This is a genomic window from Pseudomonas rhodesiae, from assembly GCF_013285305.1.
GTDB classification, from domain to species: Bacteria; Pseudomonadota; Gammaproteobacteria; order Pseudomonadales; family Pseudomonadaceae; genus Aquipseudomonas; species Aquipseudomonas rhodesiae.
On the sequence record NZ_CP054205.1, the window covers coordinates 5,287,113 to 5,313,708 of the forward strand.

The window sequence follows — 26,596 nt, forward strand, 5'->3', positions numbered from 1 at the left end:
CAACAGGTTCATTGACTGGCCCAGCGCTATCGGGGGCAAGCCCCCTCTCACATTCAGCTGCGGCGGTAGAAGCGGTCCAGCAAGGCCGGCAACGCCGCCCGCCATGCCCGTGGCTTGATGCCGAAGGTGTGCAGGATTTTCTTGCAGGCGAGCACGCCGTGCTGCGGTTCTTCGTTGGCGTCCGGCCGGGCGGCGTGGGCCTGGGCGGTGGGTGATTCGATGGCCAGCGGATGATAGCCGCGGGCTTCGGTAAGGATCGCCTGGCCCAGCGCCAACGGCGTCGTCGCCTCCTGGCCGGCATAGTGATAGGTGCCCCACAGAGGCGCGGCGCAATCGAGTTGCTTGAGCACCGAAATGATCACCCGTGCGGCATCGTCCACCGGCGTCGGGTTGCCGCGCCGGTCATCGGCCATCAACAATGGCTCCGCTCGTTCGGCCCGTTCCAGAAAACGCCCGAGGGTGCCGTCGACGCTGTCATCCAGTAACCAGCCAAACCGCAGCAACACATGTTGCGGGCACGCCGCACGCACACTCTGTTCGATACGCCACAACGCCTGGCCACGCAGGCCCAGGGGCACCGGCTCATCTTTTTCGCTGTAGGCGGTGGCGCGGGAGCCATCGAATACACGGTAGCTGGACGGCTGCAGCAAGGTGATCGAATGGTGCTGGCACAGTTCGGCCAGGCGTTCGATGGCGAATTCCTGGGCGGCCAGGCGCGTTTCGCTGACCGCTTCGGCCTGGAACCAGTCGAAATAGTAGGCGAGGTTGATCAACGCATCGGGACGGGTGTCGTCGAGCAGTTGGGTGAGGCTCGCGGCATCCCAGCCGTCTTGGGGCGGTTTGGGGGCGAGGAAACCGATATCTTCCTCCGCACCGAGGCGAATCAGCGCCTGCCCGAGGGCATTCCCGCCGCCCAGTAACATAAGGCGCATTCGCATAGATTGAGCAGGCCCGGTCTGTTTGGAACGATGGTGGTTGTCGACAAGGCTGTGGGCCGTGCCGTGGATAGTTGCCAGAATCGTTGCATTTTGCGGGTTTGTAGCGCAACCGTCACGGATAAAGTACGGGTTTGCAACTTGTTGGAACTGGCAGTATCAATCACTCCATGAACGTATCTGAATCAACCGACACGGTCCTGAACGGTTTCCACCCCGCCGTCAGCGCCTGGTTCCGCAGCAGCTTCCCCTCCGTAACCGCTGCCCAGGCCCAGGCGTGGCCGCTGATCCGCCAGCGCCGCTCGACGTTGATCGCCGCGCCCACCGGTTCGGGCAAGACCCTGACGGCGTTTCTGGCGGTGCTCGATGACTTGGTCCACCAGGGGCTGGCCAACGGCGGCGAACTGCCGGATGAGACGCTCGTGGTGTATGTGTCGCCACTCAAGGCGCTGTCCAACGACATCCAGATCAACTTGCAAACCCCGCTGGCGGGCATCACCCACCATTTGCAGCAACAGGGCTTGCCACCGCTGACGATCCGCACCGCCGTGCGCACCGGCGACACGCCGCAAAAAGACCGCGCACAGATGCGCAAACGCCCGCCGCATATCCTGGTGACCACTCCGGAATCACTCTACGTGCTGCTGGGCTCGGACTCCGGCCGGCAGATGCTCGCCACCACGCGCACGGTGATCGTCGATGAAATCCACGCCATCGCCGCCGACAAGCGCGGCAGCCACCTGGCCCTGAGCCTGGAGCGTCTGCAAGGCTTGTGCGGCGAACCGCTGATGCGCATCGGCTTGTCGGCCACGCAAAAGCCCATCGAGGCGGTGTCGCGCTTTTTGGTGGGCACGGGCCGGCCCTGCGCCATTGTCGACATCGGCCACGCGCGCCCCCGCGATCTGGACATCGAAGTGCCGCCGGTGCCGTTGTCAGCGGTGATGGCCAACGATGTCTGGGAGCTGGTCTACAACCGCCTCGCCGATCTAGCGCGCGAGCACCGCACTACGCTGATCTTCGTCAACACCCGGCGTCTGGCCGAGCGCCTGGCCCGGCATCTGAGCGAGCGCCTGGGCAAAACCGCAGTGGCCGCCCACCACGGCAGCCTGGCCAAGGAGATGCGCCTGGATGCCGAGCAACGCCTCAAGGCCGGCGAGCTGCAAGTGCTGATCGCCACCGCCTCCCTGGAGCTGGGGATCGATATCGGCGACGTCGACCTGGTGTGCCAGATCGGCTCGCCCGGGTCCATCAACGGGTTTCTGCAACGGGTCGGGCGCTCCGGCCACCATGTGGGCGGCACACCCAAGGGCCGTTTGTTCGCCCTCACCCGCGATGATTTGATTGAGTGCGCCGCCCTGCTCGACTGCGTGCGCCGAGGTGAGCTGGACACGCTGCACATCCCCGTGGCACCGCTGGATGTGCTGGCGCAACAGATCATCGCCGAGGTCAGCGCCCAGGAGTGGTCGGAACACGCCCTGCTGGCGCTGATCCACCGCGCCGCGCCTTATGCCGAGCTGGATGAGCGCCACTACCAGGCGCTGCTGCACATGCTCGCCGACGGCTATAACGGGCGCCAGGGCATCCGCAGCGCCTACCTGCACCGCGATGCCGTGACCCACACCCTGCGCGGCCGACGTGGCGCACGGCTGACCGCTGTGACCAGCGGCGGCACGATCCCGGACAACGCCGACTACAGCGTCTTGCTCGAACCCCAGGGCTTGAACATTGGCAGCGTCAACGAGGATTTCGCGGTGGAAAGCATCGCCGGGGATATCTTCCAACTGGGCAATACCTCCTACCGCATCCTGCGGGTCGACGCCGGCAAAGTGCGGGTGGAAGACGCCCACGGCCAACCGCCGACCATTCCGTTCTGGCTGGGCGAAGCGCCGGGGCGCAGCCATGAGTTGTCGGCCGCTGTGGCGCGTTTGCAGGGGCATCTGGACAGCCTGCTCGGCGCCACTCCCGGCGACTTGAGCACGGCTTCGGCCTGGCTCACCCAGACCTTGGGCCTGAACCGCGCCAGCGCCGAGCAGATCCTCGATTACCTGGCCCGCGCGCGCCAGGCCTTGAGCGCGCTACCGTCCCAGGACACGCTGATCATGGAGCGGTTCTTCGACGCCTCCGGCGGCACCCAATTGATCATCCACACGCCCTTCGGCAGCCGCATCAACCGCGCCTGGGGCTTGGCCCTGCGCAAACGCTTTTGCCGCACGTTCAACTTCGAATTGCAGGCGGCGGCCAGTGAAAATGCGATCGTGCTGTCGCTGTCCACCAGCCACAGTTTCCCGCTGGACGAAGTATGGCGTTACCTCAACAGCCAGACTGCCGAACACCTGCTGATCCAGGCCGTGCTCGACGCGCCGCTGTTCGGCGTGCGCTGGCGCTGGAACGCCGGCGTGGCCCTGGCGTTGCCGCGCTACACCGGCGGGCGCAAGGTGGCGCCGCAGATCCAGCGCATGAAAAGCGAAGACCTGATCGCCAGCGTGTTCCCCGACCAGATCGCCTGCCTGGAAAACCTCGCCGGCGAGCGTGAAGTGCCGGAACACCCGCTGGTGGAGCAAACCCTCGACGATTGCCTGCACGACGCCATGGACAGCGCCGGTTGGCTTGCCCTGTTGCGGCGTATGGAAAGCGGCCAAGTGCGCTTGATCAGCCGCGATCTGCCGGCGCCTTCGCCCATGGCCGCAGAAATTCTCAGTGCACGCCCCTACACGTTTCTGGATGACGCGCCGCTGGAGGAGCGACGTACCCAAGCCGTGCTGAACCGCCGCTGGAGCGATCCGCAGAGCACCGACAACCTGGGTGCTCTGGATGCAGAAGCCATCGCTGGCGTACGCGAAGAAGCCTGGCCGGCGCCTCAAGGCGTGGATGAGATGCACGAAGCGCTGATGAGCCTGGGCGGCATCGCCCCCAGCGAAATCACACCAGCCTGGGCCACGTGGCTGCAAGCACTGGCCAAAACCGGGCGCGCCCATTGTTTGCCCAACGGCCTGTGGGTGGCGGTGGAGCGCCTGAATATCTGGCAGGCGATCATTCCCCAACACCTGGCGCTGCTGCCCGGTTTTGATGAGCCTTGGATTCATGAAGACGCCCTCGCGGAAATACTGCGCGCACGGCTCAGTGGGTTCGGCCCGCAGACCCTGGCCGAGATCGCCGCGCCCCTGGCCCTGCCGCCCACCGACATCACTCAGGCCCTGGCCCGGCTGGAACAGGAGGGCTACGTGCTGCGCGGCCACTTCAGCCCCGGTGCCGACGGCGAACAATGGTGCGAACGGCACCTGCTGGCGCGCATCCATCGCTACACCGTCAAGCGTCTGCGCCGGGAAATCGAACCGGTGGCGCTGCAAGACTTCATGCGGTTTCTGTTCGATTGGCAGCACTTGTCCGATGAAACCCGTGGCCAAGGCAGCGCCATGCTGGCGCAGATCGTCGGGCAATTCGAAGGCTATGCCGCCGCCGCGTCAGCGTGGGACAGCGATCTACTCAGCGTTCGACTCAAGGATTACTCGCCGACTTGGCTCGATGAGCTATGCCGCAGCGGCAAATGGGTCTGGATGCGCCTGACCGACAAACACAGCGCCAGCGCCCAACGCAGCACGCCGGTGGTGGTACTGCCGCGCAGCCAGGTGGGCATGTGGAGCGGCCTGACCGATGCGGCCGACAGCAGCACGCTGTCGCCCAAGGCGCAGAAAGTCCACGGAGTGTTGCGTGAACACGGCGCGCTGTTTTTCGACGAGCTCGTCCACGAAGCCCATCTATTGCGCAGCGAGCTGGAAACCGCGCTGCTGGAGCTGGTCGGTGCCGGTTTGGTGAATGCCGACAGTTTTGCCGGCCTGCGCGCACTGACCACCCCCGCCAGCAAACGCCAGGCGCGCAGCAGTCGACGCGGACGCGGGGCGTTTATCGGCGGCATGGACGATGCGGGGCGCTGGGCGCTGATCCGTCGCCCACCGAGCGCCGCCGGCCCGCACTCGGCCGAAACCCTGGAGCATGTGGCGATGACCCTGCTGCGTCGCTACGGCGTGGTGTTCTGGCGCTTGCTGGAACGCGAGGCCGATTGGCTGCCGAGCTGGCGCGAACTGCTGCGCACCTTCCACCGCCTGGAGGCCCGAGGGGAGATTCGCGGCGGACGGTTTGTCAGCGGGCTGGCAGGTGAACAATTTGCCTTGCCGGAAGCCATCCCATTACTGCGCGAAGTGCGGCGTCGGCCCCATGATGGGCGCCTGGTGGCCGTGTGCGGTGCGGACCCGTTGAACCTGATGGGGACGTTATTGCCGGGCAATAAAGTGCCGGCGGTGAGTGGCAATCGCATCGTGTATCGCGACGGGCTGCCGGCGGCGGTGAGGGTCGGCAGCAAGCAGCAATTGCTGGTGGAGGAAGATCAGCAGGCGGTGCAGGAGAAGTTGATCAGGCTGTGAGTGTTAGGGCCCTATCGGGGGCAAGCCCCCTCCCACATTTTGGCCGCCATTGTGGGAGGGGCTTGCCCCTGATGAGGGCCCTAACACACACCATCAAACAACCGGCGCCTCAGCATCCGGTTCATCCAACTGTGCCCTGCGCATGGGCAGCAACACCTGCTGTGGATAAGTCTGCGCAAAGTGCACTTCGTCACAGTTATCCACAAGCTTTTTCAAGCGCTGGTTGAACGCGCGGCTCACCGCATACTGCCCGCCCGAGACGGTGCGAAATTGCGCAGTCAGCACCACGCCGTTGAGGTCCATTTTGTCGACGCCGAATACTTCCAGCGGGCCTTGCAGGTTGTATTTGAGGAACACGTCGTCGCGGATCGACTGCCCCGCCTCGCGGATCAGCTCCACGGCCTTGTCCACATCGGTGTCATAGGTGAACTGCACCGAGAAAAACGCATAGGCGAATTGCCGCGATTGGTTGGTCACCGCCTTGATCTGCCCGAACGGCACCGAATGCACAAAGCCCTTGCCGTCGCGCAGGCGCAGGGTGCGGATGGTCAGGCCCTCGACGGTGCCGGCATGGCCGGAGTCGAGCACCACCCAATCGCCGATCGACAGCGTGTCTTCGATGATGATGAACAGGCCGGTGATCACATCCTGCACCAACTGCTGGGAACCAAAACCAATCGCCAGACCGACCACACCGGCACCCGCCAGCAGCGGCGCGACGTTGATGCCAAGGTTGGCCATAGTGGTGATCGCGCAGATCACCACCAGAATGATCTTCACCGCATTGCGCAGCAGCGGCAGGATGGTTTTCACCCGTGTGCTGGGTTGGCGGCTGGAGCGTTTGTTTACCGGCGGCTTGAGCGCTTCCTGGATCGCCGTGTCGAGCACCACCCAAAACAGCCATGTCACCAGCAGGATCAGGCCGATGCTGCTTAGGGAGTCACTGATCGCCCGGCCCACCGAATTGCGTTGGGCGAATTCAAACAGCGACACGCCCCAGATGCGCCCAAGAATCTCGATAAAGGCAATCGCCATAACGATGCGCAGGACCGCATGCAACAGGCTGAGGAAGCGCTCCTTGTAGGCGCTGCTGCGCTGGATTGCCACCTGGCTGCGGGACTTGAACAGGTGTTGCAGCACCGTGCTGAGAAACACCGTGCCGATCAACAAAATGGTAGTGAACAGCGCGCAACGCAGGGCTTTCTGGTTATCGTCGCCGGCACCGATCAGGTTGATCGCCGAGACCAACACCATCAACAGGATTGGCCAGTACCACAACCCGGAAAACACCCGCAGCGACTGCTGCAACGCCGGATGCTTGAGGCGCTGGGCCAGCGGCCGATTCCGGATTAAATGCGCCACTGGCCGACGCAGGCGCACCACCAGCACGCCAAAAATCACCGCCGCGAACAGGCCGGTGAACACCGCGATACTGCTGGTGATATTGCCGCCGAACTGCCGTGCGATCTGTGGGCTGGTCAGTGCATCGCTGAGCGCGGCGAGAAAACCGATCAGGAACAGCGGCTTTGGGCAGTACTCGCGAATAATCCGCACCGCGCGCCGTTTATGCCCGAGGTTGAACATGACGATCACGCACAGCAGTACCGAGGTAGAGAAGATGCCGCTGCTGGTCGCGTAGGCAAAACACAGCGCCAGCGCGCGACCAATGGACGGGGAAAGAAAATGGCTGACGTACAGGGTCAGCGGCAGACAAATCAGTGCCGGAATCGTATAGGGCACGACATAACTGAGCACGCCCAACAGGCGCTCACGCCGCTCGAAGAAAGAACGCTGGCCAAGACGCCGCACGATCAGCCGACCGAGCAGAGTCAACAGGGTAAAGGCGCCGATCCACACACCGGACAGCAACACAAAGTCCCCGGCGACGCTCCACGGCGAACGCTGCGCGGTCTGGTTAACCAGACGCCCGACTTCATCGGCGGCGCGGTCCGCGCGCAAGCGCCAGGCATCGATAAGGTTCTGATTGAGATCGAGCTTGTCCTGCACCTCATCGAGGCTGGAGCTGATCGCGCCGAGAAGGCCGCCCTCCACCAGCAACTCCGGCTTGGCCGGGGCTTCGGGTTCAGGCGCGGTAGCCGCGGCGTGCAATGCGCCGCTGCCACACAACAACAGCGCACCAAGCAGTAATGCAGTCTTTGAATTCAGCAAAACACCGGGCTCCTTCGCGTAGGTCTGTAAGGAACTGACGGGTTTGCTTCCTGATCGTTCCCGAGAATGTGCCGTCTGTAGGAATCGCGAAACTTTCCGCCAAATCCGGCAGTCATCCAACAACGCAGGCAAACCGGCCTGGCCTTGACAGGAGCAACCATGGGGGCGATTCACATCGGCATATCCGGCTGGCGCTATACGCCCTGGCGCGGGGACTTCTACCCCGAAGGGCTGCCCCAGAAACGCGAATTGCAGTTTGCGTCACGCGCCGTCAACAGCATCGAGATCAACGGCTCGTTCTATGCGCTGCAAACGCCCAAGCGCTATGCCGAGTGGTACGCCGATACGCCTGAAGGTTTTATGTTCAGCGTCAAGGCCCCGCGCTATATCACCCACATCCTGCGCTTGCGGGATGTGCATAAGCCAATGGCGAATTTTTTTGCCTCCGGGGTGCTGGAGCTGAAAGAAAAACTCGGCCCGGTGCTCTGGCAGTTTCCACCCAGTTTCAAGTTCGATGCGCCGCTGTTCGAGGCGTTTCTAAAGGAGCTGCCCACCGACACCCAGCAAGCCGCCACCCTCGCCCGCCAGCATGAGGCGCGCCTGAACGGCAAGGCGAGCATGCAGGCCCACGGCAAGCGTGCGCTGCGCCATGCGGTGGAGATCCGGCATAAAAGCTTTGTCACCCCCGAGTTTGTAAAGCTGCTGGCACAGCACAACGTAGCGCTGGTGGTGGCCGACACCGCCGGCAAGTGGCCGTATGCCGAGGACGTGACTGCCGACTTTGTGTACCTGCGCCTGCACGGCGACAAGCAGTTGTACGCCAGCGGTTATACCGATGCAGCACTCAAACGCTGGGGCGAGCGCATCGACTGCTGGCGCCACGGCAAACAGCCTGCCGATGCTCACCTGATCGACCCGCACCACACGCCACCGGCACGTAAGCAACGCGACGTGTTCTGTTTTTTCGACAATGACATCAAGGTGCGCGCGCCTTTCGATGCCCGCCAATTGCTGCAGCGTTTCGCGCTGGACAAGCACTTGGCCACCGCACCCGGACAACTGCCGGAACCGGGAGTGTTGCCATGACCCACCCTGAATTGATCCCCATCACCCCCACGGCGCCGATCACGCGCTTTACCGTGCTGACGGTGAATATCCACAAGGGCTTCACCGCACTCAACCGCCGCTTCATCCTGCCCGAGCTGCGCGAAGCGGTGCGCAGCATCGGCGCCGACATGGTGTTTTTGCAGGAGATCCACGGTACCCACGAGCAACACCCGCAGCGCTACAGCAACTGGCCGAACATGCCGCAGTACGAGTTCCTCGCCGACAGCATCTGGCCGCAGTTCGCCTATGGGCGTAACGCGGTCTACCCCCACGGCGACCACGGCAATGCGCTGCTGTCGAAGTTCCAGATCGTGCGCTACGACAACCTCGACATCTCCCAGAGCGGCCACGAAAACCGTGGCCTGCTGCATTGCGTGCTGCGCTTGCCGGGCACGGGTCAGGAGGTGCACGCGATCTGCATCCACCTGGGCCTGCGTGAGGTGCATCGTCAGCAGCAATTGCGCCTGCTGGAGCAACGCATCGCGGAAATTCCGGCGGATGCACCGTTGCTGGTGGCGGGGGATTTCAACGATTGGCGGCAAAAAGCCGACTTGAGCCGCAGCGGTCTGACCGAAGTGTTCGTCGGCGCCCACGGCAAACCGGCGCGGACCTTCCCGGCGCGCCTGCCGTTGTTGGCGCTGGACCGTATCTACGTGCGCAACCTCATCGCCCATAACCCCCGGGTGCTGACTACACGGCCCTGGTCCCATCTGTCAGATCATGTGCCGCTGTCGGTGGAGATCGAACTATGAACATTGCGGTAGAACACATTTCCACCGATCAGCCGCCGGACGAAGCCAAGGCCCGCGACCTCGATTACGGCTGGCAGAGCGGCAATCAAGTCGAGCTGCTGGAGAATGGCGAAACGTACTTCCCCAGGGTGTTCGAGGCCATGCGCCAAGCCCAGCGCGAGATCCTGCTGGAGACCTTCATTCTGTTCGAAGACAAGGTGGGCAATGAGCTGCAGAGTATTTTGATCGAGGCGGCGCAACGGGGCGTCAAGGTGGTCGCCAGCCTCGACGGTTTTGGCAGCGGCGAGTTGAGCCCGGCGTTCCTCGGTGCGTTGGCGGATGCGGGCGTGGCGGTGCAGATGTTCGACCCGGCGTCCAAGACGTTGGGCATTCGCACCAACTGGTTTCGCCGTCTGCACCGCAAGATCGTGGTGGTGGACGCTACCGTGGGGTTTATCGGCGGGATCAATTTTTCCGCCGACCACCTCGGCGATTTCGGCCCGGAAGCCAAACAGGATTACGCGGTGCAAATCACCGGCCCGGCGGTTGCCGACCTGCATCACTTCGCATTGGCGCAAAGCGGCCGCCAAGTGCGCACCCGACGTGGCTGGCGGCGGCGCCAGCAACGGCCCTCGGTATGGCCGGCCGAGCAAGGTGACGGTCAGGTGCGCCTGATTTACCGCGACAATCTGCAACACCGGGACGACATCGAAGAGGCGTATATCCATGCGTTGAGCAAGGCGCAAAAACGCGCGGTGATCGCCAACGCTTATTTCTTCCCCGGTTACCGGCTGCTGCGTGAGATCCGCAACGCCGCGCGGCGCGGGGTGCATGTGCAATTGATCATGCAGGGCCAACCCGATGTACTGCTGGCCAAGCTGGCGGCGCGCATGCTCTACGACTACTTGCTCAAGGACGGCGTGGTGATCCACGAATACTGCCAGCGCCCGCTGCACGGCAAAGTGGCGCTGGTGGATGACGAATGGAGCACCGTCGGTTCGAGCAACTTGGACCCGCTGAGTCTGGCGCTCAACCTGGAAGCCAACGTGCTGATCCGTGATCGTGCGTTCAACCAGCAGTTGTACGAACGCTTGGAAGCGCTAGCCAACAACCACTGCAAGACCATGCCGGAAAACCGCAAGCCACGCCTGTGGCTGTGGCGCCTGACCGTGGGTTTCCTGGTGTTCCATGTGATGCGCCATTTCCCCGTGCTGACGGGTTGGCTGCCGGCCCATAAACCGCGTTTGAAACCTTTCGAGAGCCAGGCCCATGACCACTGAAACCGGCGGTTCACGCTTCAAGCGCTGGAAAAAACCGCTGACCATCGCGTTCTTCCTGCTGCTGATCGTGCTGTTCACGATGCTTGCGCGCCGCATCGACTGGAGCGAAGTGGTGCAGACCTTGGGCGACTTCAAGCTGCGCACCCTGCTGATCGCCAGCGCGTTGACCCTGTGCAGTTTCATCGTCTACGCCTGCTTCGACCTGATCGGCCGCACCTACATCCGCCAGCCGTTGCGTTGGAAGCAGATTTTGCCGGTGGGCATCATCAGCTACGCGTTCAACCTCAATCTCAGTGCGTGGGTGGGCGGTATCGCCATGCGCTATCGGCTGTATTCGCGACTGGGGGTGAGCACCAGCAATATCGCCAAGATCCTAGGCCTGAGCCTGGCCACCAACTGGTTCGGTTACATGGCCCTGGCCGGCGTGGTGTTCAGCAGCGGCCTGGTGACCCTGCCGCCGGGCTGGAAATTGAGCAGCGGCGCCTTGCAGGGTGTGGGGGTGTTGCTGGTATTGGCGAGCCTGGGCTACCTGGCGGCCTGCCGGTTCTCGAAGAAGCGCGCGTGGTCGATCCGCGGTATCGAAATCAACCTGCCGTCGCTGCGCATGGCGTGTCTGCAATTGGCATTGGGCGCGCTGAACTGGTCGTTGATGGCGGCGGTGATTTTCACCCTGTTGCCGGGCAAGCTGGACTACCCGCTGGTGCTCGGCGTGCTGCTGATCAGCGCGATTGCCGGGGTGGTTACGCATATCCCGGCCGGGCTCGGGGTGCTGGAGGCGGTGTTTATCGCGCTGCTGCAACACGAGGCATCGCGCGGCAGCCTGCTGGCCGGGCTGATTGCGTACCGGGCGATCTATTTTATCTGCCCGTTGCTGATTGCCTTGGTCATGTACTTGGGCGTTGAAGCCAAGGCCAAGGCGCTGCGGGTGAAAAAAACACCCGCATAGGGCTTAGCGCGACTGGATGATGCTCAAGCGCTCGCCCACCACCATCTCGGTGATCCAGTCCACCAGGATCGAGGTATAAGCCTGCTGGGACACCGGATCGCTGAGGGAGTGGTCGGCACCGTCGATGATGCGGTGGGTCAGCGAGTGAGTATGCCGGCATGCCGCGCGGTAACTCATGATGGTGGCATGGGGCACGTGGTCGTCGGTTTCCGATTCGACGATCAATACATCCCCGGTAAACACCGAGCAAGCGTGAAGGGCACGATTGGTCTCGGCCTGCACCAGGGTGCTGCGGTAATCCATCAAGTCGGCTTTATCCAAGTCGCGCTTGGGCTTGAGCCATTCCTGATCGCGGTACAGCGCCGGTACCCGCAATGCCAGCCAACGCACAGGGCGTAACGAGGTGAGGATTGCCGCCAGGTAACCGCCGTAGCTGGTGCCCACCACCGCCACCGCCGAGGTGTCGATGGCCGGGTGCGCGATCAACCGGTCATAGGCGGCCAGCAGGTCGCGCAGGTTGTCTTCGCGCGTCACCCGCGACAGCGGAATACCGGTGCCGGCGTGACCTCGCAGGTCGAAGGTCAGGCATACACAACCCAGGCCCGCAATACCTTTGGCCCGCTCCAGGTCACGCTCCTGGCTACCGCCCCAGCCGTGCACAAACAACACGCCGGGCACCTTGGATTTGGGGCTGAGGAACGTGCCGCTCATTTGTTCGTCGTCGATATCGATCGCAATGCTTTCGCTTCTAGCCGTCATAAGAATTGACCGTTACGTACTTGAGAAGAAATTCGCTGTGTTCCGCCGGGCCTCGGTACACCTCGATGGCATCCGCCGGCAGCGCTTGGTCCTCGTAAGTCTCCACCGAGGACACATAAATGGCCTTCAGACCCGGATGGTTGATAAAGCTCTGTAGCGCAGCGACTTCCGCGCTGCTGGCACCGCCCATGCGCCAGGACTGTTCGAGTACGCCGCTGCGGCGCTGGCCCTGGCTGTCCAGGCCTTGGGCGATATCGTAGTTGCGCCGCGAGGCGTAGAACCCTGGGTAACATTGGTCGGCGGCGGCGTCGAATACCCTGGCCTGCTCGACCGCCAGGCGCACGTCGTCGGGCAGCGCCAGTGCAAGCAGATCGGCATAATCGCCAGGCACCACGAGCAGGTTGGAGCCACCGTAGACCTCTTCGCCCTGCCCGTCCCGCGTCAGGTATTGCTGGCCGCAGTAACTGAGCACGTAATCGCCGATAAAGCTCTGGCCCACGCTGTGGGTGACGACGTCGTGCAGGTCCTGCTCCAGCACTACGCCGTCGTTGAACATTGCCGCTGCTTCCGGGCGCGCCAGCACGGTATCCAGTTCGTCGAGGCTGCGGATCACTTGTTGACCGCGCCCTGCGCAGGCATGCACGGGTTTCAGGCGGATCGGCCCGCTGTACAGCAGGCGCGTGGCAGCCTCCCGCGCATCGCCCAAGGCAAATACGCTGAGGCCGTCGAGCACCACATCGCGCACTTGCTCGCAGAACTGCGGCGACCAGCCCTCCGGCGCCTTGGCATCCGGGCCGAGCAAGCCATGGCTGATGGCTTTGGTGCAGATGAAAGCGTGATCCACATATCCGCCCCACAGGTCGTCCGGACCGTGGATATTCAAAGCGCGAGCCTGTTCTTGGCCGACAATGGTTTGCGTGGGCAATAAGTAGAGATCGCGCCCCGCGTGCTGCTGCGGGCTATAGCTGCCAGCGAACTTGAGCCCGAGGATTTGCGCCAGCCAACGGGCCAGGGCGCGATCGGTGTCGACTTCATGCTGGGGCGCTCCATCGCGCGTGGAATGCGCCGCCACAGATTTTTTGCGTTGAATCGGGGTCATGCGTCCCCCTTGGCCATCCTGCCATGTGTGTAGAAGGACAGTTGCAGGGATCAGGCCAACCCCAAGTAGAGGGACAGCGCTGGCAAATCAGTCAGTTATGCTCAAAGCGATAGCCATTGGCCTGTTTGATTCTGCACGACCTCTTCTAGTGCCTCCGGCGTTCTGCACGATTCAAACGCCAAAACGACTACGGTAGTCGCTCGGCGCCAAGCCGGTGATCTTCTTGAAGGTGGCGCGAAAGGCACTGGGGTCTTGATAACCCACGGTCCAAGCGATGTGGTCGATGGTGCCATTGGTGAATTCCAGCATTTGCCGCGCCTTGCCAACCCTCAGGTGCTGGCAGTATTCGGTGGGTTTGAGCCCGGTGGCATTGCGAAAACGGCGCAGGAACGTGCGCTCTTCCAGTCCCGCCTGCTGCGCCATGGCTGCAACGGACACATCCACCGCGCCGCTGGCCTGCAACCAATGCTGGACCTTGAGAATCGCCCCATCGCCATGGCTGAGGATCGGCGCAAAGTTGCTGCCGCACTGGCTGGTGCTGTCGCTGTGCTCGATCACCAGGAAACGCGCGGTGTCGGCGGCGATACTCGGCCCCATCAGGCGGTCGACCAGGCGCAAGCCCAATTCGGACCAGGCCATCAGCCCGGCGGTGGTGATGAGGTCGCCGTCGTCCACAATGGGCTTATCCGCCTCCAACCGCACCGACGGGTACAGCGCGGCAAACGACTCGGCGGATGACCAATGGGTGGTGGCGCTGCGCCCGTCCAGCAGGCCGCTGCGCGCCAGCATGATCGAACCGATGCACACGCCGCCGAGCACCGTACCGCCGGCATGCCTTTTACGCAGCCATGCCAGCAGAGTCGGCGGCGCCTGGTCGTCAGTGAAGCCACAAATCGAGGGCGGCACCAGCACAGCCATCAGCGGCAGATCCGGGCCGGGCTGGCTGTCGAATATCCGCACCGGTTCACCCTCGGCCTGCATTTGCCAATGGCTGATGCGCAGCAACGGTAGCTGGGTGGACGCATGTTCGGCAGCAATGCGATTGGCCACGCCGAACAGATCGGTCAAACCATGTACCGCGGCCAATTGCGCGCCCTGGTAGATCAGCACACCCAGCTCAACGGTGGAGCGTTCCACGGCCATTGTCAGTTTTCCCCCTGTTATTGTCGGTGCTGCCAATCCTCGGGCGCGGCGCCAGCTAAGATACTGGGCCCATCAACCCATCACGAGGCAACCTCCATGGCCAAGCAGGCGCTCATCCTAATCGATATCCAGAACGACTACTTCCCCCAGGGCAAGTGGCCGCTCGACGGCGTGCAAGCCGCTGCCGACAAGGCGGCGCAGGTGCTGCAAGCCTTTCGCCAGGCCGGCGATGCGGTGGTTCATGTGCGTCATGAGTTTACGTCCGAGGATGCACCGTTCTTCACTCCTGGCTCCGAAGGCGCACACCTGCACAGCCAGGTGCTCAATCAAGGCGATGAGCCAGTGGTGCTCAAGCATTTCGTGAACGCGTTTCGCGAAACCAACCTGCGCGCGTTGCTCGAACAACGCAGCATCACCGAACTGGTGGTAGTGGGCAGCATGAGCCATATGTGCATCGACGGCGTGGTGCGGGCTGCGGCAGACATGGGCTACACCGTCACCGTGATCCATGATGCGTGCGCCACCCGCGATCTGGAGTTCAACGGCCAAGTGATTCCCGCAGCGCAGGTGCATGGCGCCTATATGGCGTCACTGGCATTCGGCTATGCGGGCGTGGTGTCGGCGGATGAGTTTCTGACAGCGCAAACGGCGACGGCCTGACCGCCACCGTTAAGGGACGCTTTAGCGCGTGGCGATGATGAACAGGCGCGGGAACGGCAACAGCACGGTGCCGTCAGCCAGAGCCGGATAACCTTGGGTGATCCGCGCCTGGTATTCCTGTAGGAAAGCGACTCTTTCTTCGTCGGTCAACGGCGCAAGAAAAGGTCGCAGCCCTGTGCCCTTGAACCACTCCACCACGGCCCCATGATCGGCCAACGGATGTTGGTAGGTGGTGCGCCATACGTCGACCGTGCTGCTGTGCTTGCTCAGCAGTTCGTAGTAGTAGCCAGGCGCATGCCGCTCGTTGTGTTTGAAGCCACCAATCTTCGCCGCCCACGGGCCATCGGCAGCGACTTCGCGGGCGAGCCGGTGCGCAGGTTCATCAAGGTTGTCCGGCGTCTGCACGGCCAAGGTGCCGCCGGGCGTCAGTTGCTGGATCAGGTGCGGGTACAACGTAGCGTGGTCGGGCAGCCATTGCAGCGAGGCGTTGGCCAGGATCACATCAAAAGACTGGGACGGCTGCCACGCGCCAATATCCGCCAGTTCGAAATTCAAGGCAGGCAAACGCTTACGGGCGTCGATCAACATATCGTCGGAGCTGTCGATGCCAGTGATGTGCGCCTGCGGGAAACGCGCCGCCAATACTTCGGTGGAGTTGCCTGGACCGCAACCCAGATCAACAGCCGTGCGCACCTCGACGGTGGGGATGGCGGCAACCAGATCACGCACCGGGCGGGTACGTTGCTGTTCGAACATCGTGTATTGCTTGGCTGACCAGGTCATCGCGGCTTTCCGTTTCTATAGGTTGGCCCTAGCCTAAATTCTGTGACCGGTGAGGACAACTGGGCGGTTTAACCGGTAATAAAAAACCCCCGAAGCCTGGACTATCGGGGGTTTTCGTTTCGAAGCTTTAAGCCCTAGAACGGGATATCGTCATCAAAGCTGTCGAAATCCGCCGCCGGCTGAGGTGCCGCCTGCTGTGGCGCTGGACGCGACTCACGCTGTGGCTGCTGGCTTGGCTGTGGGCGCGACTGCTGTGGACGCGGTGCCGAGTTGGACATGCCGCCCTGGCCCTGTTGGTCGCCCTGTGGACGGCCGCCCAGCAGTTGCATGGTGCCTTGCATGTCGACCACGATTTCAGTGGTGTAACGCTTGATGCCGTCTTTTTCCCACTCGCGGGTCTGCAATTTGCCTTCGATGTAGACCTGCGAACCTTTGCGCAGGTATTCGCCGGCGATTTCCGCGACCTTGCCGAACATCGACACGCGGTGCCATTCGGTCTTCTCGACCTTCTGGCCGGTCTGCTTGTCGGTCCACTGTTCGCTGGTCGCCAGACTCAGGTTGGTCACGGCATTACCGTTAGGCAAGTAGCGAACTTCGGGATCCTGGCCGCATGTACCGACCAATATGACTTTGTTAACCCCACGGGCCATAACGTTCTCCTAAGCTGGGCGCGCTGTCGGCACTGGGTTGACCAGTTGCTCGAGCGTCGCGCGATCCAATAATTCGGTGTCCAATTTGATGTAGATCGCGGCTTCTTCCGCAACCACTACTGCGTCCGTTACTCCAACGACGGCCTTGAGGCGCTCGACCAAGCCAGCCTCGCGCATCGCTTCAGGCGATAACGGCAGGCGCAGGCTCGTCACATACGGAGGTTCGCGCATGGTAACAGCAAAGGCCAGCCAGAGGGCAGCCAGACCTGCGCACCCGAGGAACACAACCGACAAACCGCCATGCTGGAACATCCAGCCGCCCATGATGCCGCCCAATGCGGAGCCCAGGAACTGACTGGTGGAATACACCCCCATCGCCGTGCCCTTGCCGCCGGCCGGTGAAACTTTACTGATCAGCGAAGGCAGCGAAGCCTCCAACAGGTTGAACGCGGTGAAGAACACTACCGTGCCGATCACCAGTGCCCGCAGGCTATCGCCGAACTGCCAGAAGAATAGTTCAGTGAGCATCAATGTCGCGACGGCGCCCAGCAAAACACGTTTCATTTTGCGTCGCTTCTCGCCATAGATGATGAACGGGATCATGGCGAAGAATGAAATCAGCAACGCGGTCAGGTACACCCACCAGTGCTGTTCCTTGGGCAGACCGGCTTTTTGCACCAGGGCCAGGGGCAAGGCGACGAAGCTGCACATCAGCATGGCGTGCAATACGAAGATACCTAAATCCAGGCGTAGCAGGTCCGGGTGCTTGAGCGTCGGCAACAGCGCCTTGCGCGCCACGCCGGACTCGCGGTGCTGCAGCGTGCCGGTGGAGCGCGGCACCATGAACGCCACGATCACGATCCCGAACAACGCCATGCCGCCGGTGGCCAGAAACAAACCATGCAGACCAAAAGCGCGCGTCAACAGCGGGCCCACCACCATGGCCACGGCAAACGACAGACCGATGGTCATGCCGATCATGGCCATGGCCTTGGTACGATGCTGCTCGCGGGTCAGGTCCGACAGCAACGCCATCACGGCAGCGGAAATTGCCCCGGCGCCCTGTAGGATGCGGCCGGCGATTACGCCCCATATGGAATCGGATTGCGCTGCGAGCACGCTGCCAAGGGCAAATACGACCAGCCCGAGATAAATCACCGGCCGACGACCAATGCGGTCGGAAATGATCCCAAACGGAATCTGAAAAATCGCCTGGGTCAGGCCGTAGGCACCAATGGCCAGACCGATCAAAGCGGGGGTCGCGCCTGCGAGATCCATCCCGTAAGTCGCCAGTACCGGCAACACCATGAACATGCCAAGCATACGGAAGGCGAACACCAGGGCCAGACCGCTTGCCGCGCGGGTCTCACCGCTACTCATGCGTTCGCTGTGGGGATCGTGCATGGAAAAACCTCGTGTGAACCGGCGGCGATTCTACCAGTCCCATCGATTGAGAGGGTATATGCGGCGGTTTGCCGCGCAGCTTTCATGTAAGGCTGCAAGCGGCCTTTTGACAGTGTATATTCATCCAGTCTTTAGCCGTATACTCCGGCATTATTTACGCCCGCCGTGCGAGGCCATCTTGGACAAGATCCTGATTCGTGGGGCTAGAACCCACAACCTGAAGAACATTGACCTGACCCTGCCACGGGACAAACTGATCGTGATCACCGGCCTGTCGGGGTCCGGCAAATCGTCTCTGGCCTTCGATACGCTGTATGCCGAAGGTCAGCGTCGTTATGTGGAGTCGCTGTCGGCCTACGCCCGCCAGTTCCTGTCGATGATGGAAAAGCCTGACGTCGATACCATCGAAGGCCTGTCGCCAGCCATCTCCATCGAACAGAAGTCGACGTCCCATAACCCCCGTTCCACCGTGGGCACCATTACCGAAATCTATGACTATCTGCGCCTGCTGTATGCGCGGGTAGGTATCCCCCGCTGCCCGGACCACGACATTCCTCTGGAAGCCCAGACCGTCAGCCAGATGGTCGACCTGGTGTTGGCGCAGCCCGAAGGGGCTAAGCTGATGCTGCTGGCGCCGGTGATCCGCGAGCGCAAGGGCGAACATCTGTCCGTATTCGAAGAGCTGCGCGCCCAGGGTTTCGTGCGAGCTCGCATCAACGGCAAGCTCTATGAACTCGATGAAGCACCGAAGCTCGACAAGCAGAAGAAGCATTCTATCGATGTTGTCGTCGATCGCTTCAAAGTGCGGGCGGACTTGCAGCAACGCCTGGCGGAATCGTTTGAAACAGCGCTGAAACTGGCGGACGGTATTGCCCTGGTCGCACCGATGGATGACGAACCGGGCGAAGAAATCATCTTCTCCGCGCGCTTTGCCTGCCCGATCTGTGGCCACGCCATCAGCGAGCTGGAACCCAAGCTGTTCTCCTTCAACAACCCCGCCGGCGCCTGCCCGACCTGCGATGGTCTGGGGGTCAAGCAATTCTTCGACATCAAGCGCCTGGTCAATGGTGAGTTGACCCTTGCCGAAGGCGCGATACGCGGCTGGGATAGGCGTAACGTCTATTACTTCCAGATGCTCGGTTCGCTGGCCTCCCACTATAAGTTCAGTCTGGAAGTGCCATTCAACCAACTGCCGGCAGACCAGCAAAAGGTCATCCTCAATGGCAGCGGCTCGCAGAATGTCGACTTCAAGTACTTGAACGACCGAGGCGATATCGTCAAGCGTTCTCACCCGTTTGAAGGCATCGTGCCGAATCTGGAGCGCCGCTATCGCGAGACCGAATCGGCGAGCGTGCGCGAAGAATTGGCGAAGTTCCTCAGCACCCAGCCGTGCCCGGATTGCCGGGGTACGCGCCTGCGACGCGAGGCGCGTCATGTGTGGGTTGGTGAAAAAACCCTGCCGGCGGTGACCAATCTGCCGATTGGCGATGCCTGTGAGTACTTTGGTGAGCTCAAGCTCACCGGACGGCGCGGGGAAATTGCCGACAAGATTCTCAAGGAAATTCGTGAGCGTTTGCAGTTCCTGGTTAACGTCGGCCTGGACTACCTTTCGCTCGATCGCAGCGCGGACACGCTGTCCGGCGGTGAAGCCCAACGGATTCGCCTGGCCAGTCAAATCGGCGCAGGCCTCGTGGGTGTGCTTTATATCCTCGATGAACCGTCGATTGGTTTGCACCAGCGCGACAACGACCGGTTGCTGGGCACCTTGAAACACCTGCGCGATATCGGTAACACGGTGATTGTGGTCGAGCACGATGAAGATGCGATTCGCCTGGCGGATTATGTGGTCGACATCGGCCCGGGCGCAGGCGTGCATGGCGGGCATATTGTCGCGGAGGGCACGCCGGCCGAGGTCATGGCTCACCCGGATTCGCTGACCGGTAAGTACCTTTCGGGTCGAGTAAAGATCGAAGTCCCGGCCAAACGCACACCGCGTAACAAGAAGATGGCCCTGCACCTCAAGGGCGCGCGTGGCAATAACTTGCGCAATGTAGACCTGGAGATTCCACTGGGCCTGCTTACCTGCGTGACAGGTGTTTCCGGGTCAGGCAAGTCGACGCTGATCAACAACACGCTATTCCCCCTCAGTGCCGCCGCCTTGAACGGCGCGACCACTCTGGAAGCGGCGGCACACGACAGCATAAAGGGCCTGGAACATCTGGATAAAGTGGTCGATATCGACCAGAGCCCTATTGGTCGCACGCCGCGCTCTAACCCTGCAACTTACACCGGGCTGTTTACCCCGATTCGCGAACTGTTCGCTGGGGTTCCGGAGTCGCGCTCCCGCGGCTACGGGCCTGGCCGGTTCTCGTTCAACGTCAAGGGTGGCCGCTGCGAAGCCTGCCAGGGCGATGGCTTGATCAAGGTAGAAATGCACTTCCTGCCGGACATCTACGTGCCCTGCGATGTATGCAAGAGCAAGCGCTATAACCGCGAGACCCTGGAGATCAAATACAAGGGCAAGAGCATCCACGAAACCCTCGAAATGACGATCGAGGAAGCGCGGGAGTTCTTCGATGCAGTTACGGCACTGGCGCGCAAGCTGCAGACTTTGATGGATGTAGGCTTGTCGTATATCAAGCTCGGACAGTCGGCTACTACCCTGTCCGGCGGTGAGGCGCAACGGGTGAAGTTGTCTCGCGAACTATCCAAGCGCGATACCGGCAAGACTTTGTACATTCTGGACGAGCCGACCACCGGCCTGCACTTCGCCGATATCCAGCAACTGCTGGATGTGCTGCACCGACTCCGTGACCATGGCAATACCGTGGTAGTGATCGAGCATAACCTGGATGTGATCAAAACGGCCGACTGGCTGGTGGACCTCGGGCCGGAAGGTGGTTCCAAGGGTGGCCAGATCATCGCAGTGGGCACGCCGGAGCAGGTCTCCGAGATGCCTCAATCCCACACGGGTTACTACTTGAAACCTTTGCTGGCACGCGATCGGGCCTGATTTATCCGGCGCAATAAAAAGCCCCTGTCACCTCATTGGGTGACAGGGGCTTTTTCGTACCGGAAATCAGAACTGCGATTGCAGGTAGTTTTCCAGACCAATCAGCTTGATCAGACCCAGCTGTTTTTCCAACCAGTAGGTGTGATCTTCTTCAGTGTCGTTCAACTGCACACGCAGAATTTCGCGGGTGACGTAGTCGTTATGCTGTTCGCATAACTCAATGCCCTTGCAGAGCGCAGCACGAACTTTGTACTCAAGGCGAAGGTCGGCGGCGAGCATGTCAGGTACCGTCGTGCCCACATCCAGATCATCAGGGCGCATACGTGGCGTTCCCTCGAGCATCAAGATGCGGCGCATCAGCGCATCGGCGTGCTGTGCCTCTTCTTCCATTTCATGGTTGATACGCTCGTAGAGCTCGGTAAAGCCCCAGTCTTCGTACATGCGCGAATGGATGAAATATTGGTCACGAGCTGCCAGTTCGCCCGTCAGCAACGTGTTGAGGTAATCGATTACGTCGGGGTGACCTTGCATCGCCCTACATCTCCCTGCTTGAAAGTCTGTAGTTTGAACCATGATGACCCGGAGGTCACGAGACCAACGGCAGAAAAGTGAAGATTTATCGCGAAAAGTAGCTGAAATAACGCAAAAACCGCCCAAATGAGGGCGGTTCTGCTTCTCGTTTAGAGTCAGTTAAGCGATACACCCAGCGCCTTTGCGATTGCTTCTCCGTAAGCGGGGTCTGCTTTGTAGAAGTGTCGCAACTGACGCTCAACGACATCACCCGAAACCCCGGACATAGCACCAGCAATGTTGTTGGTGAGCAGAGCTTTCTGCTCATCGCTCATCAGCCGGAACAGCGCACCGGCGTGGCTGTAGTAGTCGGTATCTTCGCGATGATCGTAGCGGTCCGCCGCACCACTCAATGCCAACGCGGGTTCAGCATATTGAGGCGCTTGTTTCGGCGCGTCGGAATAGCTGTTCGGTTCGTAGTTGGGAGCCGCCCCGCCATTACTACCGAATGCCATGGAGCCGTCACGCTGGTAGCTATTCACCGGGCTGCGCGGCGCATTCACTGGCAGCTGCTGGTGGTTGGTACCGACACGGTAGCGGTGCGCATCTGCGTAAGCGAATACGCGACCTTGCAGCATACGGTCGGGAGACAACCCCACACCCGGAACCATGTTGCTTGGGCCGAACGCAGCTTGCTCTACTTCAGCGAAGTAGTTTTGCGGGTTACGGTTAAGCTCCAGCTCGCCAACTTCGATCAGCGGGAATTCCTTTTGCGACCATGTTTTGGTCACGTCGAAAGGATTTTCGTAATGAGCATTGGCCTGCGCCTCAGTCATGATCTGGATGCAAACCCGCCATTTAGGGAATTCTCCGCGCTCAATTGCATTGAACAGGTCGCGCTGCGCGTAATCGGGATCTGTTCCCGCGAGGCGCGCGGCTTCTTCCGGCGCGAGGTTCTTGATGCCTTGCTTGGTCTTGTAGTGCCACTTGACCCAATGCCGCTCGCCTTGCGCGTTGATCAGGCTGTAGGTGTGGCTACCGAAGCCGTGCATATGACGGTAGCCATCAGGGATACCGCGGTCAGAGAACAAAATCGTGACCTGATGCAGCGCTTCGGGAGAATGCGACCAAAAATCCCACATCATTTGCGCGCTTTTCAGGTTGCTTTGCGGCAGGCGCTTTTGAGTGTGGATAAAGTCAGGGAATTTCAACGGATCGCGAATGAAGAATACCGGCGTGTTGTTACCCACGATGTCCCAGTTACCCTCTTCGGTATAGAACTTCAAAGCGAAACCGCGGGGGTCGCGCTCAGTGTCAGCGGAACCACGCTCGCCACCGACCGTAGAAAATCGCAAAAAGGTAGGCGTCTGCTTGCCAACCGCTTCGAAAAGCTTAGCACTGGTGTATTGGGTGATGTCGCGGGTCACGGTAAACGTGCCGTATGCGCCCGAGCCTTTCGCGTGTACGCGGCGCTCAGGAATGTTTTCACGGTTGAAGTGAGCAAGCTTCTCGATCAGATGAAAATCATCAAGAAGCAGAGGACCACGCGGGCCGGCAGAACGAGAGTTCTGGTTATCCGCAACGGGAGCACCGCTCGCGGTGGTAAGGATTTTATCCTGGCTCATGTTCAATTTTCCTCAGGTCAGATGTGGCACTGCCGGCTAGTCGGCTTGAAGGAAGTATTGATCATCAACATGACACTGACAAATTCATTAAATCGTAAGCATCAATAGAAAATATCTACCAACAATTCCTATACTCATGGTGCCAACTGCAATTTGAGGAAGCTTGTACCCATCGCGCTTTTCTTGTGCGCACAAAAAACCGGGCACTAGGCCCGGTTTTTCGTTACAGACTGTCGTCTTACTCGGCGCTTACAGCTTCGCCAGCAGTAGCACGATCAACCAACTCGACGTACGCCATTGGCGCGTTGTCGCCAGCGCGGAAACCGCACTTGAGGATGCGCAGGTAGCCACCCTCACGGGTAGCGTAGCGCTTACCCAGGTCGTTGAAGAGCTTACCAACGATAGCTTTCGAACGAGTACGGTCGAAAGCCAGACGGCGGTTAGCCAGGCTGTCTGTCTTAGCCAAAGTAATCAGCGGCTCAGCAACGCGACGCAGTTCTTTAGCTTTCGGCAGTGTAGTTTTGATCAGCTCGTGCTCGAACAGCGACACCGCCATGTTCTGGAACATGGCCTTGCGGTGCGAGCTGGTACGGCTCAGGTGACGACCACTTTTACGATGACGCATGGTTCATTCCTTACCAAACTCACGTTCGGTGATTACGACGATCAGGCAGTCGCCTTGTCGTCCTTCTTAAGACTTGCAGGCGGCCAGTTGTCGAGGCGCATGCCGAGGGACAGACCGCGGGAGGCCAGAACGTCCTTGATTTCGGTCAAGGATTTCTTGCCCAGGTTCGGAGTCTTCAACAGTTCTACTTCGGTACGCTGAATCAGGTCGCCGATGTAGTAAATGTTTTCCGCCTTAAGGCAGTTAGCCGAACGTACAGTCAGTTCCAGATCGTCAACCGGGCGAAGCAGGATCGGATCGATCTCGTCTTCCTGCTCGATTACCACTGGTTCGCTGTCACCTTTGAGATCGACGAACGCAGCCAACTGCTGTTGCAGAATGGTTGCAGCGCGGCGGATAGCCTCTTCAGGATCCAGGGTACCGTTGGTTTCCAGATCAATAACCAGCTTGTCCAGGTTAGTACGCTGTTCGACACGGGCGTTTTCCACCACGTATGCGATACGGCGAACCGGGCTGAACGAAGAGTCAAGCTGCAAGCGACCAATGCTGCGGCTTTCGTCTTCATCGCTCTGACGCGAGTCGGCCGGTTCATAACCACGACCACGAGCTACGGTGAGCTTCATGTTCAGGGCGCCGTTAGACGCCAGGTTAGCGATTACGTGATCGGGGTTAACGATCTCGACATCATGATCCAGCTGAATATCGGCAGCGGTAACCACCCCCGAACCCTTCTTCGACAAGGTCAGCGTAACTTCGTCACGGCCGTGCAGCTTGATAGCCAGACCTTTAAGGTTCAACAGGATTTCAATTACGTCTTCCTGTACACCTTCGATGGCGCTGTACTCGTGGAGCACACCGTCAATCTCGGCCTCGACTACTGCACAGCCGGGCATTGAGGACAACAGGATGCGGCGCAGCGCGTTGCCCAGGGTGTGGCCAAAACCACGCTCGAGAGGCTCGAGAGTGATCTTAGCGCGGGTTGGACTGACAACCTGCACATCAATGTGGCGGGGTGTCAGGAACTCATTTACCGAAATCTGCATGGATGCACCTATTTTCTAGCCCTTACTTGGAGTAGAGCTCGACAATCAGGCTTTCGTTGATGTCGGCGGACAGATCACTGCGAGCTGGAACGTTCTTGAAAACGCCCGACTTCTTCTCAGTGTCTACTTCTACCCATTCTACGCGGCCACGTTGGGCACACAGATCGAGAGCTTGGACAATGCGAAGTTGGTTTTTAGCTTTCTCGCGAACTGCGACCACGTCACCAGCACGAACCTGGTAAGACGGAACGTTTACGGTCTGACCGTTAACGCTGATCGACTTGTGCGATACCAGCTGACGGGATTCGGCACGAGTCGAACCAAAGCCCATACGGTATACAACGTTGTCCAGACGGCATTCGAGCAGTTGCAGCAGGTTTTCACCGGTTGCACCTTTCTTACCAGCAGCTTCTTTGTAGTAGCCGCTGAACTGACGCTCGAGAACGCCGTAGATACGACGGACCTTCTGCTTTTCACGCAGTTGGGTGCCGTAATCGGACTGGCGACCGCGGCGTTGGCCGTGGATACCAGGTGCTGCTTCGATGTTGCACTTCGATTCGATCGCGCGCACGCCGCTCTTCAGGAAGAGATCGGTGCCTTCGCGACGAGCGAGTTTGCATTTTGGACCAATGTAACGAGCCATTCTTTACAATCTCCTGGATTACACGCGGCGCTTCTTCGGCGGACGGCACCCGTTGTGCGGGATTGGCGTCACGTCGGTGATGCTGGCGATCTTATAGCCACAGCCGTTCAAAGCACGGACAGCAGACTCACGACCTGGACCTGGACCCTTGACGTTAACGTCGAGGTTTTTCAGGCCGTATTCCAGCGCAGCTTGACCAGCACGTTCAGCAGCTACTTGAGCAGCAAACGGGGTGGACTTGCGGGAACCGCGGAAACCCGAACCACCGGAGGTAGCCCAAGAAAGCGCGTTACCTTGACGGTCGGTGATGGTCACGATGGTGTTGTTAAAAGAAGCATGGATGTGGGCGATGCCATCAACCACTGTCTTTTTAACTTTTTTACGAGGACGAGCAGCAGGTTTTGCCATGATAATTTTCCTGTCGATTCGCGGGGGCGATTACTTGCGGATCGGCTTACGCGGACCTTTACGGGTACGCGCGTTAGTCTTGGTACGCTGACCGCGTACTGGAAGACCACGACGATGACGCAGACCGCGATAGCAACCGAGGTCCATCAAACGCTTGATTTTCATGTTGATTTCGCGACGCAGATCACCTTCAGTGGTGAACTTCGCCACTTCGCCACGCAGCTGTTCAATCTGCTCGTCGCTCAGATCCTTGATCTTAGCGGCTGGGTTTACCCCAGCAACTGCGCAAATTTTCTGCGCAGTAGTGCGACCAACACCATAGATGTAGGTCAGCGAGATAACAGTGTGCTTGTTATCTGGAATGTTAACGCCTGCAATACGGGCCATTCAGTGGGACTCCAATTGACAGCTACCTACGCCCCGGAAGCCAAGAAATAGGGCGCGAGATAATATCGCTGTAATAACAAATAATCAACCCGGCAGCGCACTAGCTGCCGGGCTTCAAGCGGATCACACTCAGCCTTGGCGCTGTTTGTGACGCGGTTCCGCGCTGCAAATTACTCGAACAACACCTTCGCGGCGAATAATCTTGCAGTTACGGCACAGCTTTTTCACCGATGCACGAACTTTCATCACCAACTCCTC

The 26,596-nt window shown here is 60.5% G+C and carries 23 protein-coding genes; 7 read left to right on the forward strand and 16 right to left on the reverse strand.

Annotation, left to right across the window (positions count from 1 at the left end):
• Positions 1-53: 53 nt before the first annotated feature.
• Positions 54-938: a sugar nucleotide-binding protein gene (locus tag HRH33_RS23940; protein ID WP_040265596.1), complete on the reverse strand. Its 885-nt coding sequence runs from the start codon at positions 936-938 to the stop codon at positions 54-56.
• A 167-nt stretch (positions 939-1,105) separates the two neighbouring features.
• Between HRH33_RS23940 and HRH33_RS23945 the strand changes: the two genes are divergently transcribed.
• A complete protein-coding gene (locus HRH33_RS23945; protein ID WP_167418222.1) occupies positions 1,106-5,353 on the forward strand; it encodes a DEAD/DEAH box helicase in 4,248 nt (1,415 codons plus the stop codon).
• A 93-nt stretch (positions 5,354-5,446) separates the two neighbouring features.
• On the opposite strand, the gene HRH33_RS23950 is transcribed toward HRH33_RS23945, so the two are convergent.
• Entirely contained in the window at positions 5,447-7,522 is a 2,076-nt protein-coding gene (locus tag HRH33_RS23950; protein ID WP_167418223.1) for a mechanosensitive ion channel family protein, read from the reverse strand.
• 159 nt (positions 7,523-7,681) lie between these two features.
• On the opposite strand from HRH33_RS23950, the gene HRH33_RS23955 reads away from it, so the two are divergent.
• From HRH33_RS23955 to HRH33_RS23970, 4 genes are read left to right on the forward strand one after another with little or no spacing between them, the layout of a single operon-like run.
• Complete coding sequence (locus tag HRH33_RS23955; protein ID WP_167418224.1) at positions 7,682-8,608, forward strand: DUF72 domain-containing protein; 927 nt, start codon at positions 7,682-7,684, stop codon at positions 8,606-8,608.
• Positions 8,605-9,381, forward strand: coding sequence for an endonuclease/exonuclease/phosphatase family protein (locus tag HRH33_RS23960; protein ID WP_167418225.1), 777 nt, complete (start codon positions 8,605-8,607; stop codon positions 9,379-9,381). Before HRH33_RS23955 ends, HRH33_RS23960 begins: the two co-directional genes overlap by 4 nt.
• Positions 9,378-10,640 (forward strand): cardiolipin synthase ClsB, encoded by a 1,263-nt coding sequence (clsB, locus tag HRH33_RS23965; protein ID WP_167418226.1) that lies wholly within the window; start codon positions 9,378-9,380, stop codon positions 10,638-10,640. Before HRH33_RS23960 ends, clsB begins: the two co-directional genes overlap by 4 nt.
• On the forward strand, positions 10,630-11,586 hold the full coding sequence (locus HRH33_RS23970; RefSeq protein WP_034100985.1) for a lysylphosphatidylglycerol synthase domain-containing protein: 957 nt from the start codon (positions 10,630-10,632) through the stop codon (positions 11,584-11,586). Before clsB ends, HRH33_RS23970 begins: the two co-directional genes overlap by 11 nt.
• A 3-nt stretch (positions 11,587-11,589) precedes the next feature.
• Here the strand turns inward: HRH33_RS23970 and HRH33_RS23975 are convergent, their stop codons facing one another.
• The 3 genes from HRH33_RS23975 to HRH33_RS23985 form a co-directional block, all read right to left on the reverse strand.
• Positions 11,590-12,345, reverse strand: coding sequence for an alpha/beta hydrolase family protein (locus HRH33_RS23975; protein WP_034100986.1), 756 nt, complete (start codon positions 12,343-12,345; stop codon positions 11,590-11,592).
• A complete protein-coding gene (locus tag HRH33_RS23980; RefSeq protein ID WP_167418227.1) occupies positions 12,335-13,444 on the reverse strand; it encodes a DUF3182 family protein in 1,110 nt (369 codons plus the stop codon). The genes HRH33_RS23975 and HRH33_RS23980 overlap by 11 nt, the downstream gene beginning before the upstream one ends.
• Positions 13,445-13,615: 171 nt before the next feature.
• Positions 13,616-14,587 carry a GlxA family transcriptional regulator gene (locus tag HRH33_RS23985; RefSeq protein WP_167418228.1) on the reverse strand — a complete coding sequence of 324 codons (972 nt, stop codon included), beginning with the start codon at positions 14,585-14,587 and terminating at the stop codon, positions 13,616-13,618.
• Between the two features lie 96 nt (positions 14,588-14,683).
• On the opposite strand from HRH33_RS23985, the gene HRH33_RS23990 reads away from it, so the two are divergent.
• The gene (locus tag HRH33_RS23990) at positions 14,684-15,247 is read left to right on the forward strand and encodes a cysteine hydrolase family protein (protein ID WP_167418229.1); all 564 of its coding nucleotides are present in this window, start codon (positions 14,684-14,686) and stop codon (positions 15,245-15,247) included.
• Positions 15,248-15,268: 21 nt separating this feature from the next.
• On the opposite strand, the gene tam is transcribed toward HRH33_RS23990, so the two are convergent.
• The 3 genes from tam to HRH33_RS24005 all read right to left on the reverse strand — a co-directional run bounded on the left by tam (position 15,269) and on the right by HRH33_RS24005 (position 18,084).
• On the reverse strand, positions 15,269-16,030 hold the full coding sequence (gene tam, locus HRH33_RS23995; RefSeq protein WP_167418230.1) for a trans-aconitate 2-methyltransferase: 762 nt from the start codon (positions 16,028-16,030) through the stop codon (positions 15,269-15,271).
• 134 nt (positions 16,031-16,164) lie between these two features.
• The gene (locus HRH33_RS24000; protein WP_017849542.1) at positions 16,165-16,680 is read right to left on the reverse strand and encodes a single-stranded DNA-binding protein; all 516 of its coding nucleotides are present in this window, start codon (positions 16,678-16,680) and stop codon (positions 16,165-16,167) included.
• Positions 16,681-16,689: 9 nt separating this feature from the next.
• A complete protein-coding gene (locus tag HRH33_RS24005; protein WP_034100992.1) occupies positions 16,690-18,084 on the reverse strand; it encodes an MFS transporter in 1,395 nt (464 codons plus the stop codon).
• A 178-nt stretch (positions 18,085-18,262) separates the two neighbouring features.
• On the opposite strand from HRH33_RS24005, the gene uvrA reads away from it, so the two are divergent.
• Positions 18,263-21,097, forward strand: coding sequence for an excinuclease ABC subunit UvrA (uvrA, locus tag HRH33_RS24010; protein ID WP_173603565.1), 2,835 nt, complete (start codon positions 18,263-18,265; stop codon positions 21,095-21,097).
• Between the two features lie 66 nt (positions 21,098-21,163).
• On the opposite strand, the gene bfr is transcribed toward uvrA, so the two are convergent.
• The 8 genes from bfr to rpmJ form a co-directional block, all read right to left on the reverse strand.
• Complete coding sequence (bfr, locus tag HRH33_RS24015; RefSeq protein WP_003176400.1) at positions 21,164-21,628, reverse strand: bacterioferritin; 465 nt, start codon at positions 21,626-21,628, stop codon at positions 21,164-21,166.
• 155 nt (positions 21,629-21,783) lie between these two features.
• Positions 21,784-23,232: a catalase gene (locus HRH33_RS24020; protein ID WP_094066834.1), complete on the reverse strand. Its 1,449-nt coding sequence runs from the start codon at positions 23,230-23,232 to the stop codon at positions 21,784-21,786.
• Positions 23,233-23,470: 238 nt separating this feature from the next.
• Complete coding sequence (gene rplQ / locus HRH33_RS24025) at positions 23,471-23,857, reverse strand: 50S ribosomal protein L17 (RefSeq protein WP_003176402.1); 387 nt, start codon at positions 23,855-23,857, stop codon at positions 23,471-23,473.
• Between the two features lie 41 nt (positions 23,858-23,898).
• Positions 23,899-24,900, reverse strand: a complete 1,002-nt coding sequence (locus HRH33_RS24030) for a DNA-directed RNA polymerase subunit alpha (protein ID WP_003176403.1) — start codon at positions 24,898-24,900, stop codon at positions 23,899-23,901.
• A gap of 22 nt (positions 24,901-24,922) precedes the next feature.
• Positions 24,923-25,543, reverse strand: a complete 621-nt coding sequence (gene rpsD / locus HRH33_RS24035) for a 30S ribosomal protein S4 (RefSeq protein WP_003176404.1) — start codon at positions 25,541-25,543, stop codon at positions 24,923-24,925.
• Between the two features lie 18 nt (positions 25,544-25,561).
• A complete protein-coding gene (gene rpsK, locus HRH33_RS24040) occupies positions 25,562-25,951 on the reverse strand; it encodes a 30S ribosomal protein S11 (RefSeq protein WP_002555466.1) in 390 nt (129 codons plus the stop codon).
• 30 nt (positions 25,952-25,981) lie between these two features.
• The gene (rpsM, locus tag HRH33_RS24045; protein WP_003194635.1) at positions 25,982-26,338 is read right to left on the reverse strand and encodes a 30S ribosomal protein S13; all 357 of its coding nucleotides are present in this window, start codon (positions 26,336-26,338) and stop codon (positions 25,982-25,984) included.
• Between the two features lie 129 nt (positions 26,339-26,467).
• Positions 26,468-26,584, reverse strand: coding sequence for a 50S ribosomal protein L36 (rpmJ, locus tag HRH33_RS24050; protein ID WP_002555468.1), 117 nt, complete (start codon positions 26,582-26,584; stop codon positions 26,468-26,470).
• Between the last annotated feature and the right edge of the window lie 12 nt (positions 26,585-26,596).